General features: G+C 62.4%; 13 protein-coding genes. 7 read left to right on the top strand and 6 right to left on the bottom strand.

Features of this window, described 5'->3' with window-relative positions:
- Window positions 1-8 precede the first annotated feature (8 nt).
- The 3 genes from D3D01_RS17675 to D3D01_RS17685 form a co-directional block, all read right to left on the bottom strand.
- Window positions 9-2,594, bottom strand: a complete 2,586-nt coding sequence (locus D3D01_RS17675; protein ID WP_121513152.1) for a calcium-translocating P-type ATPase, PMCA-type — start codon at window positions 2,592-2,594, stop codon at window positions 9-11.
- Between the two features lie 149 nt (window positions 2,595-2,743).
- A complete protein-coding gene (locus D3D01_RS17680) occupies window positions 2,744-3,178 on the bottom strand; it encodes a pyridoxamine 5'-phosphate oxidase family protein (RefSeq protein WP_101351587.1) in 435 nt (144 codons plus the stop codon).
- Window positions 3,179-3,305: 127 nt separating this feature from the next.
- Entirely contained in the window at window positions 3,306-4,208 is a 903-nt protein-coding gene (locus tag D3D01_RS17685) for a universal stress protein (RefSeq protein ID WP_121513153.1), read from the bottom strand.
- Between the two features lie 280 nt (window positions 4,209-4,488).
- Between D3D01_RS17685 and D3D01_RS17690 the strand changes: the two genes are divergently transcribed.
- From D3D01_RS17690 to D3D01_RS17710, 5 genes are all read left to right on the top strand, one after another.
- Window positions 4,489-4,968, top strand: coding sequence for a pyridoxamine 5'-phosphate oxidase family protein (locus D3D01_RS17690; protein WP_101351589.1), 480 nt, complete (start codon window positions 4,489-4,491; stop codon window positions 4,966-4,968).
- Window positions 4,969-5,126: 158 nt separating this feature from the next.
- Window positions 5,127-5,351, top strand: coding sequence for a universal stress protein (locus D3D01_RS17695; protein ID WP_232794593.1), 225 nt, complete (start codon window positions 5,127-5,129; stop codon window positions 5,349-5,351).
- Window positions 5,352-5,486: 135 nt separating this feature from the next.
- Entirely contained in the window at window positions 5,487-5,807 is a 321-nt protein-coding gene (locus D3D01_RS17700) for a hypothetical protein (RefSeq protein WP_101351590.1), read from the top strand.
- A gap of 58 nt (window positions 5,808-5,865) precedes the next feature.
- On the top strand, window positions 5,866-6,432 hold the full coding sequence (locus tag D3D01_RS17705) for a nitrous oxide reductase accessory protein NosL (RefSeq protein ID WP_101351591.1): 567 nt from the start codon (window positions 5,866-5,868) through the stop codon (window positions 6,430-6,432).
- 70 nt (window positions 6,433-6,502) lie between these two features.
- Window positions 6,503-7,030, top strand: coding sequence for a helix-turn-helix domain-containing protein (locus tag D3D01_RS17710; RefSeq protein WP_121513154.1), 528 nt, complete (start codon window positions 6,503-6,505; stop codon window positions 7,028-7,030).
- 2 nt (window positions 7,031-7,032) lie between these two features.
- On the opposite strand, the gene D3D01_RS17715 is transcribed toward D3D01_RS17710, so the two are convergent.
- The 3 genes from D3D01_RS17715 to D3D01_RS17725 are packed head-to-tail and all read right to left on the bottom strand — an operon-like array spanning window position 7,033 to window position 10,477.
- Window positions 7,033-7,845: an ABC transporter permease gene (locus D3D01_RS17715; protein ID WP_101351593.1), complete on the bottom strand. Its 813-nt coding sequence runs from the start codon at window positions 7,843-7,845 to the stop codon at window positions 7,033-7,035.
- Window positions 7,842-8,567: an ABC transporter ATP-binding protein gene (locus tag D3D01_RS17720; protein WP_101351594.1), complete on the bottom strand. Its 726-nt coding sequence runs from the start codon at window positions 8,565-8,567 to the stop codon at window positions 7,842-7,844. The genes D3D01_RS17715 and D3D01_RS17720 overlap by 4 nt, the downstream gene beginning before the upstream one ends.
- Complete coding sequence (locus D3D01_RS17725; protein WP_101351595.1) at window positions 8,564-10,477, bottom strand: NosD domain-containing protein; 1,914 nt, start codon at window positions 10,475-10,477, stop codon at window positions 8,564-8,566. The genes D3D01_RS17720 and D3D01_RS17725 overlap by 4 nt, the downstream gene beginning before the upstream one ends.
- 201 nt (window positions 10,478-10,678) lie before the next feature.
- On the opposite strand from D3D01_RS17725, the gene fdhF reads away from it, so the two are divergent.
- Complete coding sequence (fdhF, locus tag D3D01_RS17730; protein WP_121513155.1) at window positions 10,679-12,730, top strand: formate dehydrogenase subunit alpha; 2,052 nt, start codon at window positions 10,679-10,681, stop codon at window positions 12,728-12,730.
- A gap of 155 nt (window positions 12,731-12,885) precedes the next feature.
- The gene (locus D3D01_RS17735; protein ID WP_121513156.1) at window positions 12,886-13,164 is read left to right on the top strand and encodes a hypothetical protein; all 279 of its coding nucleotides are present in this window, start codon (window positions 12,886-12,888) and stop codon (window positions 13,162-13,164) included.
- Window positions 13,165-13,245 lie beyond the last annotated feature (81 nt).

The raw sequence follows: 13,245 nt of genomic DNA on the forward strand, positions 1-13,245 counted from the left end.
TCAGAGCGTTACAGACGCTTCACGCCGCTGGCGACAGCGAGGTACAGCGGCAAGGCGAGCAAGAGAGCCCCACCGATCAACCCCCAGTCGGCGAAGCCGAGCGGGACCGTCCCGAAGTAGGTGTTGAGAGGAGTGTACAGGACGGCGAGCTGCAGGAGTACCGACCCACAAACGGCGGAGGCCAGCCACCGGTTCGACAGTTGCGGTGTCTCCCGGAGCCAGCGAATCACGTGCAGTTTCTCGAATTCGAGGAAGACGAACCCGGTGAACACCATCGTCATCGCGTAAGGCGTGACTGTGGGTGCGCCTGCAAGCGTGACCAGTAGCAGCCCGAGCATTACGGCTGTCGAAATGACTCCTGTGCCCCCGATGAGTGCGAGCATCTCGCGGTCGATGATGCCCCGGTCCGGGTCTCTGGGCGGCCGCTGCATCACGTCGCCGCTTTTCGGGTCGGCCCCAAGCGCGAGCGCTGGCAGTCCGTCAGTCAGGAGATTAATCCACAGCAACTGCACCGCCGGCAAGACGAGGTAGCCAAAGAGCGAGGCGAGAAAGACGATAGCCACTTCTGCCACATTGGCACTCAGCAGGTACCCGACGAACTTCCAGACGTTGTCGAAGATCGCCCGTCCGCGCTCGATTGCCCGCTCGATTGTCGCGTAGTTATCGTCCAGCAGGATAACATCGCTGGCCTGTTTGGCCACGTCAGTTCCGCGGACGCCCATTGCGACGCCGATATCGGCGTTTTTCAGCGCCGGTGCGTCGTTGACCCCGTCGCCAGTCATTGCGACGGTATGGCCGTTCGCCTGTAACGCTTGCAGAATCCGTACTTTGTGCTCAGGAGACGTGCGTGCGAACACGTCCACAGACTCGACACGGTCACGGAGCGCTGCCTCGGAGCAATCCTCGACGTCGGGGCCGTCCATCACGCGCTCGCCGATCCCGAGTTCGCCAGCGATGGCCGCGGCGGTCCGGACGTTGTCCCCGGTCACCATCTTCACGCCGACGCCGGCACGCTCAGTCGCCGCAATCGCGTCGGCGACCTCTCCACGGGCCGGGTCGATCATGCCGATCAGCCCGGCGAAGATCAGGTCGTCGCTGATATCGTCGGCCCGCCCGGTCGTGTCATCGCGTTCGACCACGTCGGCGTCCGCTGAGTACGCCACGGCGAGCACCCTGAGCGCGTCGTCAGCGAACGCCCTGACTTGCCCCCTGATCTGCTCGGCGCTGTCGGCCGTCAGGTCCGCCGGCCCAGTGTCGGTGAGGACACGGGCGCACTTCGAGAGGATGACTTCGGGTGCGCCTTTGACATAGACCGTGTCATCGTGCACAGTGCCCATCCACTTGCGCTCCGAGGAGAACGGTATCTCGTCCGTTCTCGGGTACGCCTCACGGAGACGTTCGACGTTGATGCCGGACTTATCAGCCGCTATGACGATGGCCTGCTCCGTCGGGTCGCCCTCCTCAAGAGTCGCATCGCTACACAGTGTCCCTGCACGAAGCACTTTGGCAACGCGGTCCGGCAAGGATTCCCCATCTATCTCGTCAGTGTCGACAACGGCGCTGTTGACCCAGATCCGACTAACTGACATCCGTCCCTCAGTCAGCGTTCCGGTCTTGTCCGTACAGATGACATCGACGGAGCCCAGCGCCTCGACGGCGGGCAAGCGCCGCACGAGCGCGTTTTCGTCGGCCATTTTTCGGACACCGAGGGCCAGCGTTAGCGTCACCACCGCTGGAAGGCCTTCCGGAACCGCAGCCACCGCGAGCGATATCGCGGTGAGTGCCGCCTGCACCAGTTCGGTCCCCTGGAGAACGAGAAGTGGAACCACGAGCGCAGCAAGGGCTATCACACCGATACCGAGTGTCCGCCCGAGTGCGTCGAGTTCAGTCTGGAGTGGTGTGTCGGTTTCCTCCGTGCCCGCGAGCTGGCGGGCGATGGACCCGGCCTCAGTGTTCATCCCGGTTGTCGTGATGACGGCGACAGCCGAACCGCGCGTGACGTTCGTCCCCTTGTACACCATCGGTTCGCGCTCCGCAAGCGGTGTATCGGTTCCGACCGGCTCAGTTCCCTTCGCGACCGGCGTGCTCTCACCAGTGAGCGCTGCTTCGTCTACTTCCAAGGACTGACAGTCAATCAACCGACCGTCGGCTGGAACGACGTCACCGCTCTCCAGTTCGATAACGTCACCCGGGACGAGTTCGGTTGCGTCGACCTCGACAGATTTGCCGTCGCGCCTGACTGTCGCGGTTGGAGCGGTCAGTTCTCGCAAGGATTCGAGCGTCCCCTCTGCACGGTAGTCCTGTACGAAGCCGAACAGACCGTTCCCGACTACAATCACGGCTATCAGGACTGCGTCGACAGCGTGTCCCGCCCACACGGACAGTATCGCGGCCGCAACGAAAACCCAGATAAGGCCGCTATCGAACTGTGCAACAGCGATATCGAGTGGTGTCCGTTTGCTGCCCTGCGTGATTTCGTTCTCGCCGTGTCTGTCGCGCCGAGAGCGGGCTTCCGACGCCGATAGCCCGGCAGACTCGCTGTCGAGTCCGGAAAGAACGTCGGCAGTTGGTTGCGTGTGGGCGGCTTCGGACATGGACGGCAGATCTACCGCTGTGTTGATACGAGTTTGCCTCCGTAGTACGGCAGTGCTTCTTTGAGACGCTGGTTTCGACGGGGAATGGACGCATCAATTGTATGATATCCATACTCGCACTCGCCGGTACTGCTGAAAGCCGTCTCGTGTTAGAGTTCGGTTCGTCCCGTCAGGTCATCCGGCACGAGGCGGTAAAATTCGAATGTCACCTCGCGGAGCGGGCGTTCGAAGATGTCGACCAGCGGAATGTCGACGTGTTCGAGTCCCGCTAGCGTGTCCGTCTCAATTCCCTCCCGTTCGACATCTTCAAGTCGACCGCTGGCGGCCACACTCTGCCACCCAGTCTCTGTCTCGCGATAGGTAACGAACGTCGCCGAGCGGTCGCTGAGTTCGCCCTTCGACTTCTCAGCGCCGACAGCCAGCCGGAAATAGAAGGTAGTAGTCGGCGCGTCGTACCCGTATGATACCGGAACCGAGTGTGGCGGTGCGTCGCCGGCAGCCAGCGAGAGGACGCCCGTCCCCCCGTTGCCCAGAAGCGCGTCCCGTTCCTCGTCCGTCATCGTAATCGGGTTGTCCGCGGACATAGTTACTGTCACAACAGGAACAGCAATAAGTGCACGGTCGAGCCGCATCTGACTGCTGGCTCGCTGGGGACATGGCCGAAGCCGTAGGCAGTCAGGCGCTGGCAGACAGAAACGCATGACGCTGTTTTCAGGCTTTGTCGCCACGCTGGTCTCGGGCATTGACTGCCATCACAGGCATGTCAGCGTGTCTGATGACCCGTTCTGTCGTGCTTCCCATGAGGAACCGATTGAGCCCAGTCCGGCCGGCCGTCCCCATCGCAATCAGATCGACATCGTTCTCCTCAGCGTAATCGAGAATATCTGCCGCCGGGAATCCATCGACGACCTGCGTGACAGCGTCCACGCCGGACTCGCGTGCTTGCGCTGCAATCCGCTCGGTCACCTTCTCACCTTGTGATTCCAGAGTATCGATCAAGTCTTTCGGCAGCGTGTATTCCGAACCGGTCGCCACGTCGCCGAGGTTGACGACGTTCAGAACGTGAACGCGAGAATCGAACTGCGCTGCAATCTCGCATGCCGGTTCGACAGCAGCCGTTGCGGATGTGCTTCCGTCCGTCGGGATGAGAATGTCGTCGTAGGAGTCGGTCTCGCGACTCTGTTCGGTTGCGCGGACGGTAAAAACGGGGACATCGGCCTGCCGGACGACGCTCTCTGTCACGCTCCCGGCGAGATATCGCCCGACACCGGTACGACCGTGCGTTCCCATCGCAATCAGGTCGATATCGTGGTCGTCGCGGTATGCACAGATCTCGTCGACAGGATTGCCCGTGCGGATAGTCGTCTGTATCGCTCCAGCGGCGTCCACCGCGTCTGTGATGGCCGTGACTGCTGCGTCGGCGTCGGCCCTCATGCGGTCGCGTGTCTCGTCGTCGAGTTCACCACTGCTGAATGGTCCGCCCGCCGTTCGCGTATCGATGACAGCCATGACGTGCAGAGTCCCGCTGAACGCACGCGCAAGCGCTGCCCCGTGTTCAGCGGCCCGGGTTGCGTGCTCGCTGCCGTCGGTCGGAACCAGGATTGAATCGAACATTGCTGTGTTTACAGCTCGTTGCTGTCAGTCAATAAACTGCAGTCGTGGTTCTCACGTTATTAGAAATCCGGTAGGTGGGTGTAGCACCCAACTGTTTTACCGGGATTATCACGAGTTCTCGGCGGGATGTGTCCCGGGAATATAACGAGTACCGGGTCCGTTCGGAGATGGCGCAGTATCTGTGCCACACAGTAGGCGGCCTCTCCCTGAGGAGCGCGCTCTACTTTTTTTACCGTGGGGTTACATTCAGGATACGTAACTGGATGATCAGACGCGAGCTATGACAATCGATGAATTAGAGGCGTACGGACTTGAGCGGATGGACGACGAGGAGATACAGGAGTTCCTCGCCACACACTCAACCGGCGTCCTCGGGCTTCCGACAACAGATGTTCCGTATCTGCTGCCGCTCTCGTACGGCTTCGACGATGGGGCGTGTCTCTATTTCACGTACCTGCTGGGCGAGTCAAGTCAGAAAGCGGACCTAACTGAGCGGGCCGGCCGCGGCCGGTTTCTCGTTTACGAGATTGACACCGCGTTTGAGTGGCAGAGCGTGATGCTTGCCGGGGATATCAACAGTGTCCCAGAAGACGAGTGGGCAGAGATTACGGCGATGACACAAAACGCCTGGCGACCCAACACGCTCCAGACGGCCACCACGTCCGGCGGAGTCGCGCTTTACGAATTCGAGATAACGGACCTCACCGGAATCAAGCAGACCGGACTGGCTCCCGACTTTCGGGAGAACATCGAACCGTGACTGTCGGTTGCTCGTGGTACAACCGGACGACATTACTGAAATGACGATACTCCTGCGCCAGTAGAAGCTGGCAGATTCCGCTGTTGGCGGGCGCTACGTGTAATAAGGTGCAACTAAGTGAGGATTGTAAGTAGATTGAAATAGGATGGGAGCCTGCGCTGGCAGAAGTCGCCGAGAGAGGCGACGCCGTTGACGTCGAGGTCACCACTCGATGCTGTCACGGGAACCCGTACCTGGAAATTATCAGCTATACAGACGAGGTCGACGCCGATCTGGTCGTGCTCGGCTACCACGGCCATTCTCACAGCAAAGGCAACCAGATCGGCAGTGTGACAGACCGGGTTGTCCAGAACGCGGGGCGGCCAGTGCTGGTGGCTACCTGAGAGGGCGACAGATCCGTTCGAACAGGGGTTCGCCGGTGGAGGTGTGTCTGAGTACATCCGTCTGTGATTCAGCGGCGGCAGCGACGGCGACCGAAACCGATTCCAGTGCTACTGTTCGAAACAGACTATTGAGAGATGCTCCAACCGACGGCTGACTGGATCGGTCCCGGTCAATCCGCAGTGTTGATCGCCGTACTAGGCCTCGCTACACTCGGAACGGTGGCGCTGTTTGTCGTCGCAGCGGTCAGTACACGCCGGCGCCGGTCACGCCCGTACGTGCTGTTGACCGTCGCTATCGGGTTACTGGTCGTGCGGTCCGTGGTCGGTATCGGGACCGTTCTCGGTGTCGTCCCGATGGTCGTACACCACCTCACTGAGCACGGGTTCGACTTCCTGATCGCGCTGCTGGTACTGAGTGCGATCTATTCGGTCGCACCGCCGAGCGTCCCCGACTGACCGGCGTTTCGACGGTCGCACCATGAACCATTTGGTGTCGTTCAGTGTACTACCTCGTATGTCCAAACACACAACAGGGTTCACACGGCGATGCTTCTTGGCCGGGGCTGGGACTGTGGCCGTCGTCTCGCTTTCGGGGTGTCTGGGAACCAGTGAGGAGATGGACCCGGTCAGCATCGAAAGCGGCCAGAACTGTGACCAGTGTGGAATGGTTATCGACCAGCACCCGGGGCCAGCCGGCCAAACGTACTATCAGAACAATTCGCCCGAGGGCCACGACCCGCCGGCACGGTTCTGCAGTACGACCTGCACGTATCGCCACCGATTCGCCAAAGAACAATCGGGGTGGACGCCCGCGGAAACGTTCCTCACCGACTACAGTACACGCGACTACGAGACCCAGACCGACGGGGGCAAGACAATTATCTCTCGCCATCTGGGGCGAGAAGCCTTCGCTTCGACGGAACGCCTCACTGTCGTCGCGAACTCCGAGGTAGAGGGTGCGATGGGGACCGCTATCGTTCCGTTTAGCGACAGCGGGGACGCCGAGTCGTTTGCCGAAGAACACGGCGGTCAGACGCTCCCCGCAGAGGAGATATCGCGGGAACTAGTCGGCGGAATGTAGGCGAGTTCCCACGCGGTGAGAACGTTCGATACCCTGTTGTTTCGGTGGATAGAACGCTGTCTTGAAGACAATGTCCACGGTTACTGAGCAAGTGCGTTCCCACGTCGAGTCCAAACCGGGAGTTCATTTCAACGCGCTTGCAGCAGATCTCGATATCGCGACTGGCCAGGCACAGTATCACCTGCGGAAACTGCGCCGTGCCGGCGATATCGTCGCCGAAGAGATTCAGGGTAAAACGCACTATTACAGCCGGGAGTACGACCCCTGGGAGCGGCGTGTACTCGCCTTTGCCCGGCGGGAGACTGCGCGGACGATTCTCTTGCATCTTCTGGAAGCGGAGTCCCTGTCAGCAGACGAACTGACCGACCGGCTGGGCGTCGCCCGGAGTACGGTTTCCTGGCACGTTTCGGCACTGGCCGACGCAGAGATACTCGAGAAGTCGTACGGTGACCGGGGTCGTGTCGTCGTGACCCTGACTGACCCGGACGAGACACAGCGGCTGCTTGCGGCGGTTCGTCCGTCGCTTACAGATCGTCTTATCGACCGGTTCACGCGGCTGGTCGACGAAGGGCTCGCGGCCGCGGCAGACGACGGCTGAACTCAGGCCGCATCCGTCGCGAGCATCGCCCCCACAAACGTGAGTCCCCACCAGAACAGCAACGAAAGGGAGGCGACCCACGTCGGGACGAACGCCGACCGGCCCGGAACAGCGACGTACAGGACCTGATCGAACACGAGTCCGCGGTAGGCTCCCGCCGGGGTCATGGCGAGCGCGCCGCCGAGGGTGTCCGTGGTAACACCGGTGTCAAGCGCTGCGAATACCGCCAGATCACTTCCGACAGTGAGGACGAGCAGCCCGGCGAGTGCGAGCACAAGCGCCCGGCCCCGGCTGCCGGCGAGCGCTGACAGCAGGAACGCGATAGTCAGCGAGGAGAGCGCATACAGGACGGTCAGCGCGATAAACCGGATGAACAGGAACGGTGAGTCGACGCCGCGATGGCTCGCAAACACTGTCGTCTCCGGTCCTGCAGTCGTCGCCACGTTGATGCCCAGCGCCAGCAACGGACCGACGACAATAGTGAGCAACAGCAGGGCGCGGCCCGCGTACACTCCGCCGACGTACGCCCACGTCGACAGCGGATAGGTGTCGAGGATGTCGAGTTCGCCCCGGACGGCGGGGTCAGCAATCGCGCGATAGCCGACGGCAAAGGCAAGCGTCGGCACGAGTACTTCGACGGCGACGAGCGTATCAACGACGGTTGGAACGTAGCCGCCGGCTGGGCCACCGCCGGCGTGGGCGAGGCCGAACAGAACAACCCCCGTGACCACACCGAGGGCGATATATGTGCGTGTCCTGACTGCGCTCCGGACCTCTCGGACGAAGACCGTCCAGAAGCGACCGCCCGCTGTCATGGCTTCTCTCCCCCCGGCGCAGCGATAGTGGTTCTGTCCTGTTCGAGAAGCGCTGTAAACGTCTCGTGGAGCGGCCCGCCGGTCTGTTCCCGCAGAGATGCAACCGACCCGGTTCGGACAAGGCGACCGGACTCGAGCACAACCAGTCGGTCAGCCGTTTCCTCGACGAGTGGCAGTTCGTGCGAGCACAGAACCACGGCGCGACCGGCGTCGGCAATCGATTCGACGATGTCGAATATCAGACGGCTCATCGCCGGGTCGAGCCCGCTCGCTGGCTCGTCGAGCATCACAATCGGCGGGTCGCCGGCCAGTGCCTGCGCGATTCCCAGCAGGCGCGTCATTCCCCCGGAGAGTCCTGAGACGGGGCGGCTGGCCACTTCTTCGAGGCCGACACGTTCAAGCAGTCGGTCCGGATCGTCGTCGACGAGGTCCGCGTAGAATCCGGCCGTCTCCCGGACGCTGAACCCCGGCCGGAAGGTCGGCCGCTGTGGCAGGTAGCCCAGTTGCCGTTCGGCGTCAGGCCCGCTGTACGAGACGGTGCCGCTTGTGGGTCGCTCGACGCCCAGAAGCATGCGCAGGAGCGTCGTTTTCCCGGACCCGTTCGGACCGATGAATCCGGTGACGGCGTTGGACGGGATGTCGAGTGACACTTCTGAGACGGCCGTCACATCACCGTACGATTTCGTGACATCCGACGCCGTGAGGTACGTCTCGCCGGTCATGCTGGGTCCTCCATGGCTGTCTCGTTTCGAAGTCGCCTGACGGTCTCGGGATTCGCAGGGTCCGACAGAGGTGCCCTGTCGACGATGCTTCCCCGGCGAAAGCCGGGTGTGGTGCCGCGAAGCGCTCGGAGACCCCGGACGCTCGGGGCCGACCTGAGGGCGATGGCGGCGTCAGTCTGATGGAGCCGACGGTCGACGGAATCGGTGGGTGAGTAGGACTGGGCCAGCACCGGGCCAGTTTTGCCAGTGAGGTCGTACGCGCCGCTCCAGTAGTTCCCTCTGCCGTCGTGTGTGTACACGCGTAGCGGCCCCGGCCCGGAGACGGCGTGGCGGTCGTTTGCGATGAAATCGTTCTCGGTGACGATGTTCGACGGGACGACTGTCGACGCTCTCACACCGATGTCGTTCCCGTACAGGACGTTGTGCTCGTACAGGGACTGGTCGGCGTTGGTCGACATCGCCTGAGTAGTGTCGACCACCACGTTGTGCGCAATATAGCTCCGGGAGCCGGCTAACATGACGCCACTCCCGGAGTGGCGCACGTCGTTCCCGACGATGGCGTTCGCCACGGGGTTCGTCATGACGACGACACCAGCGTACTCCTGTCCCCGGGCGACGTTGTCGGCAACGAGCGACCGGGAGGTGTACATCAGGTGGACGCCGAAGCGGTTGTCCCGGAAGGTGTTGTTCCGGATGACGGTCCCGTCGGCCCGGTGGAGATACACGCCGTCACGCCCGCCGTTGAACACCGAGTCCTGCACGACAATCGGCCCATGCATCCCGATAACGCCCATAAACCCGTCCTGCCAGTCTGCCGTCCCGTTGACCGTGACGTTCTCGACGACCGAGCCGGATGCCTGTCGCAGAACGACGCCGCTTGCGGGCGTCTCGGCGGTGAGATTCGCGACGTACAGTCCTGAAACGTTGCGACCGGTCACGGCGGCGTCGCTGTTGCCGTAGGCGGTCGTGACGGTCGCGTCCCAGGCGCTGTCGTTGGCCGTCGCTGGGTCGCCGACTGTCCTGTTGCCGACGCCGACGATTTCGAACCCGGTGACGCCGACCCGGTCGGCGGTCACTGTCACGACAGTACCGTTCCCACCACCGTCGAGCGTCGCTCCGGAACCGCGGAGTGTGAGTGGTTTGTCTATCGTCACCTGCTCATTGTACGTCCCGGTCGGGACAACGACCGTCGTGTTCGGCGGGGCCGCATCGACGGCCGCCTGCACCGTTGGGGCATCGGTTCCGACTTCGACAGAGACAGGTCGGTCTCGACGCTGTCGTGTTGCCTGTACGATTGCGTTCGCATCATTTCGCCGCGGACCGACCTGTTTTCGGACTGCCGCCGCCTGCTGGAGGTCGAACGAGTGTGTCTTGAGGGCCTCCCAGTCGACGATTCGACCGCCACAGCTATCGGTGAACGCTTCGGCGTCGTCCCGGTCGGCGAACGGCACAACTGCCGACCCGGACGGGACCCGCGCCGACCCGTCGACGACGTAGTAGGCCTGATTAGCTTCGACCCAGTCCGGCGGCGTTGCGGTCCGGAGCGAGCCGTCGTCACCGCACCTGACTGGCCGGTCACTGTAGTCAGAAACGTACACCGCAAGTGGATAGCCGAACTGCTGCTCGTGCCCCGGTTCCGTGAGCGCGGTCACAGCCTGATCGATGCCGACGTAGCCGACAACGTAGCGGTACTGTGAGTAGAAGACTTGCGCCCGCGGAACGCTGATGCTCCGATTCCGGGCGATCTGTTCGTCGGCCATCGTGATCCCACGCTGGACAGTGTTATCAAACGGGACTGGTTCAGGACGGGCGCTGGTTGTATCGACGGCAAACGACATCGCAACGATCAGTGTGCCAAGAACTACCGCAAGGAGCGCGACGAGTTGCACAGTCGACAGGGCTAGTCGCATCTGCCGGTACTACGAGTGAGGCCCCATTACAGTATGTGGTGTGGCTCTCGAAACTGGCAGCGCACCCGCACACGGTCACCCACACCAGACCGGAGCACAGTTCTAGGGCGTTCAAGTGGCGTCGTTTTGCTACCCTGATAAAATCGCCTACGTTTTACCGGTCGGCTACTTGTAGCTGCACTCCCATTACTCAGCGTAGAAATGGGCACCGACCAGAACCGAAATCCCCGGGCCGAGCAGACAGTCTGTCCGTACTGCGGCGTCGGCTGTACGATACAGTACGCGGACAACGGAAAGGCGACCGGCACAGCGGGGCCAGTGAACACGAAAGGAGAGATCTGTCCGAAGGGTGGAGCCGCGTACGACGTGGTCGAACACGGGGACCGACTGACCGAGCCACTCGTCCGTGAGAACGGGCAGTTCGCCACTGCGCCCTGGGAAACCGCCATGGCTCGCGTGGCCGACCGGCTCAATGACATCGTCGACCAGCACGGGCCGGACGCCGTCGAGTTCTTCGCGTCCTCGAACTGCACGAACGAGGAAAACTACGTCTTTCAGAAGATTGCGCGGATGCTCGGCACCAACAACGTCGACAACTGCGCTCGCCTCTGTCATTCGTCGACGGTCGCCGCGATGAGCGAGCGGTTCGGTGCCGGAGCGATGACGAACACGCTCGATGACCTCGCGGAAACCGACTGTTTGCTCGTCACCGGCGCGAATCCGGCCGAACAGCACCCCGTCATTTTCCGGTCGTATTTCCTGCCGGCGATTCGGAACGGGGCCACGCTCATCCATATCGACCCGCGCGAGACGGACACGACCGATGCCGCCGACATCCACCTCGATGTTCGCCCCGGATACGATATCGAACTCCTCAATTCGATGGCGAAAGTCGTTCTCGACGAGGACCTCGTCGACGAGTCCTTTGTCGAGGAACGTACAACCGGCTATTCAGACTTGACGGCACATCTCGACAACGTCGACGTCGGATCGGATGCCGACGTAGCCGGCGTCGACCCGGAAACCGTTCGGGAGGCAGCCCGAGCATACGCCGAGGCCGATACAGCGGCAATCGTCACCGGGATGGGAATGAGCCAGCACACGTGCGGGACCGACAACGTCCACGCGCTGTTGAACCTCGCGCTGTTGACCGGCAACGTCGGTCGCCCGGGCACGGGTGTGAACCCCCTCCGTGGCCAGAACAACGTCCAGGGGGCCGGCGACGTTGGCGCGCTTCCCAGCGTGCTCCCCGGCTACGAACCCGTTACGGACCCGGATGCTCGACAGCGTGTCGCCGACGAGTGGGGTGTCGAGCCGCCGAGCGAACCCGGCCTGACGGAGACGACTGCGACACATCAGTTCGGCGACGCGGTCAAGGCTGCGGTGGTGTTCGGCGAGAACCCGGCCGTCACGGAACCGAACGCCAGTTCTGTCAGGGCCGGCTTTGACGACCTCGATTTCTGCGTCGTCATCGACCTTTTCGAGACAGCGACCGTCGACTACGCCGATGTCGTGCTGCCGGGAAGCAGCTGGGCGGAGAAAGCGGGGACCGTGACCAACACGGACCGGCGGGTGATGCGGATGCGGCCGAACGCCGATCTGCCCGGAAACGCCCGTCGGGACCTCGATATCCTCACAGACCTCGGTCATCGGTTGGTCGACCAGCCAGACGCGTTCGACTACGACGGGCCTGAAGCGGTGTTCGAGGAGCTAACGCGGGTCACTCCGCTGTACGCCGGTATGAGTTACGACGGCATCGGTGAGGGCTACCAGCGCTGGCCGTTCCCGGCAGAGGCCGATTCCGGAACCGACGTGCTCCACACGGAGACGTTCGCCTCGGGCGAACAAACGGCGCCGCTACGCCCAGTCTCGCCGACACCGCCAGCCGATGCCGTCTCCGGGGACCAGCTCGTGCTCACGACGGGACGCGCGCTCCAGCACTTCAACAGCGGCGCGCTCACTCGCCGGTCGGAGACGCTCATGCGAATGCGCGGAGAGGACGTGCTCGAAATCCATCCAGACGACGCTGCCGCTCGCGGTATCGAGGACGGCGATGCTGTCGTCGTGGAGAACAGCCGGGGCAGCGTGACAGTGTCGGCGGCTGTGACGGCGGCTATTCGGCCCGGTGTCGTATTCTGCACGTTCCACTATCTGGACCCGCTCGCAAACGCCCTAACCGGTGACTCGCTCGACCCGGTCGCCGAGATTCCCGAGTACAAGCATTCGGCGGTGACGGTGCGGAAGGCAGGGTAGCAGAGCCGGCGGGGGACTGGGCGTGCAGGTTGCCGGTTCGAACGGCTTGCGGAGCGTGGTCGATGCGCTCTAGACACCAATAAAACAGTTTCTACGTTTCTCAATGGAGTGGATTAGTCGCAATAGTAATTCCTGTCGGACGCGTAGATGAATGTATGTTGGATAGTCGAAAAAGTCGTAAGCTCAGTGCAGCAGTCGTCCTCTTCCAGGGGGTCGTGACTGCGCTCTTCCCGCAGATAAGTGTCAAGTTCATCAAATCCATGATCGGGAAGAACTTCGACAATGCGTCGGAGTTGCAGGTGAAGCTAGCGTATCGCCGGCAGTTGCGCGCAGTCGGCGTTGGTATGGTTGCCGCAGCCGGTACGGATCTCCTGTTGCAGAGCGCTGGAGAGACAGACGACGACCTGCCCGCGGCTGACGGGGACGGCGAATAGCGAAGGCAACAACATCGCCGGAACTCCAGTCTCCCAACTCCTTCATCAGCGAGAGTGGCGCGGACCGGTGGGGTTGAAGTT

Origin of the sequence: Haloarcula sp. Atlit-7R, from assembly GCF_003666065.1 — an archaeon.
Lineage (GTDB): Archaea > Halobacteriota > Halobacteria > Halobacteriales > Haloarculaceae > Haloarcula > Haloarcula taiwanensis.

Excerpts from the sequence above, each read along its gene's own strand:
- D3D01_RS17675 (WP_121513152.1), bottom strand. The coding sequence starts at position 2,594 with ATGTCCGAAGCCGCCCACACGCAACCAACTGCCGACGTTCTTTCCGGA.
- D3D01_RS17680 (WP_101351587.1), bottom strand. The coding sequence starts at position 3,178 with ATGTCCGCGGACAACCCGATTACGATGACGGACGAGGAACGGGACGCG.
- D3D01_RS17685 (WP_121513153.1), bottom strand. The coding sequence starts at position 4,208 with ATGTTCGATTCAATCCTGGTTCCGACCGACGGCAGCGAGCACGCAACC.
- D3D01_RS17690 (WP_101351589.1), top strand. The coding sequence starts at position 4,489 with ATGACAATCGATGAATTAGAGGCGTACGGACTTGAGCGGATGGACGAC.
- D3D01_RS17700 (WP_101351590.1), top strand. The coding sequence starts at position 5,487 with ATGCTCCAACCGACGGCTGACTGGATCGGTCCCGGTCAATCCGCAGTG.
- D3D01_RS17705 (WP_101351591.1), top strand. The coding sequence starts at position 5,866 with ATGTCCAAACACACAACAGGGTTCACACGGCGATGCTTCTTGGCCGGG.
- D3D01_RS17710 (WP_121513154.1), top strand. The coding sequence starts at position 6,503 with ATGTCCACGGTTACTGAGCAAGTGCGTTCCCACGTCGAGTCCAAACCG.
- D3D01_RS17715 (WP_101351593.1), bottom strand. The coding sequence starts at position 7,845 with ATGACAGCGGGCGGTCGCTTCTGGACGGTCTTCGTCCGAGAGGTCCGG.
- D3D01_RS17720 (WP_101351594.1), bottom strand. The coding sequence starts at position 8,567 with ATGACCGGCGAGACGTACCTCACGGCGTCGGATGTCACGAAATCGTAC.
- D3D01_RS17725 (WP_101351595.1), bottom strand. The coding sequence starts at position 10,477 with ATGCGACTAGCCCTGTCGACTGTGCAACTCGTCGCGCTCCTTGCGGTA.
- fdhF (WP_121513155.1), top strand. The coding sequence starts at position 10,679 with ATGGGCACCGACCAGAACCGAAATCCCCGGGCCGAGCAGACAGTCTGT.
- D3D01_RS17735 (WP_121513156.1), top strand. The coding sequence starts at position 12,886 with ATGTTGGATAGTCGAAAAAGTCGTAAGCTCAGTGCAGCAGTCGTCCTC.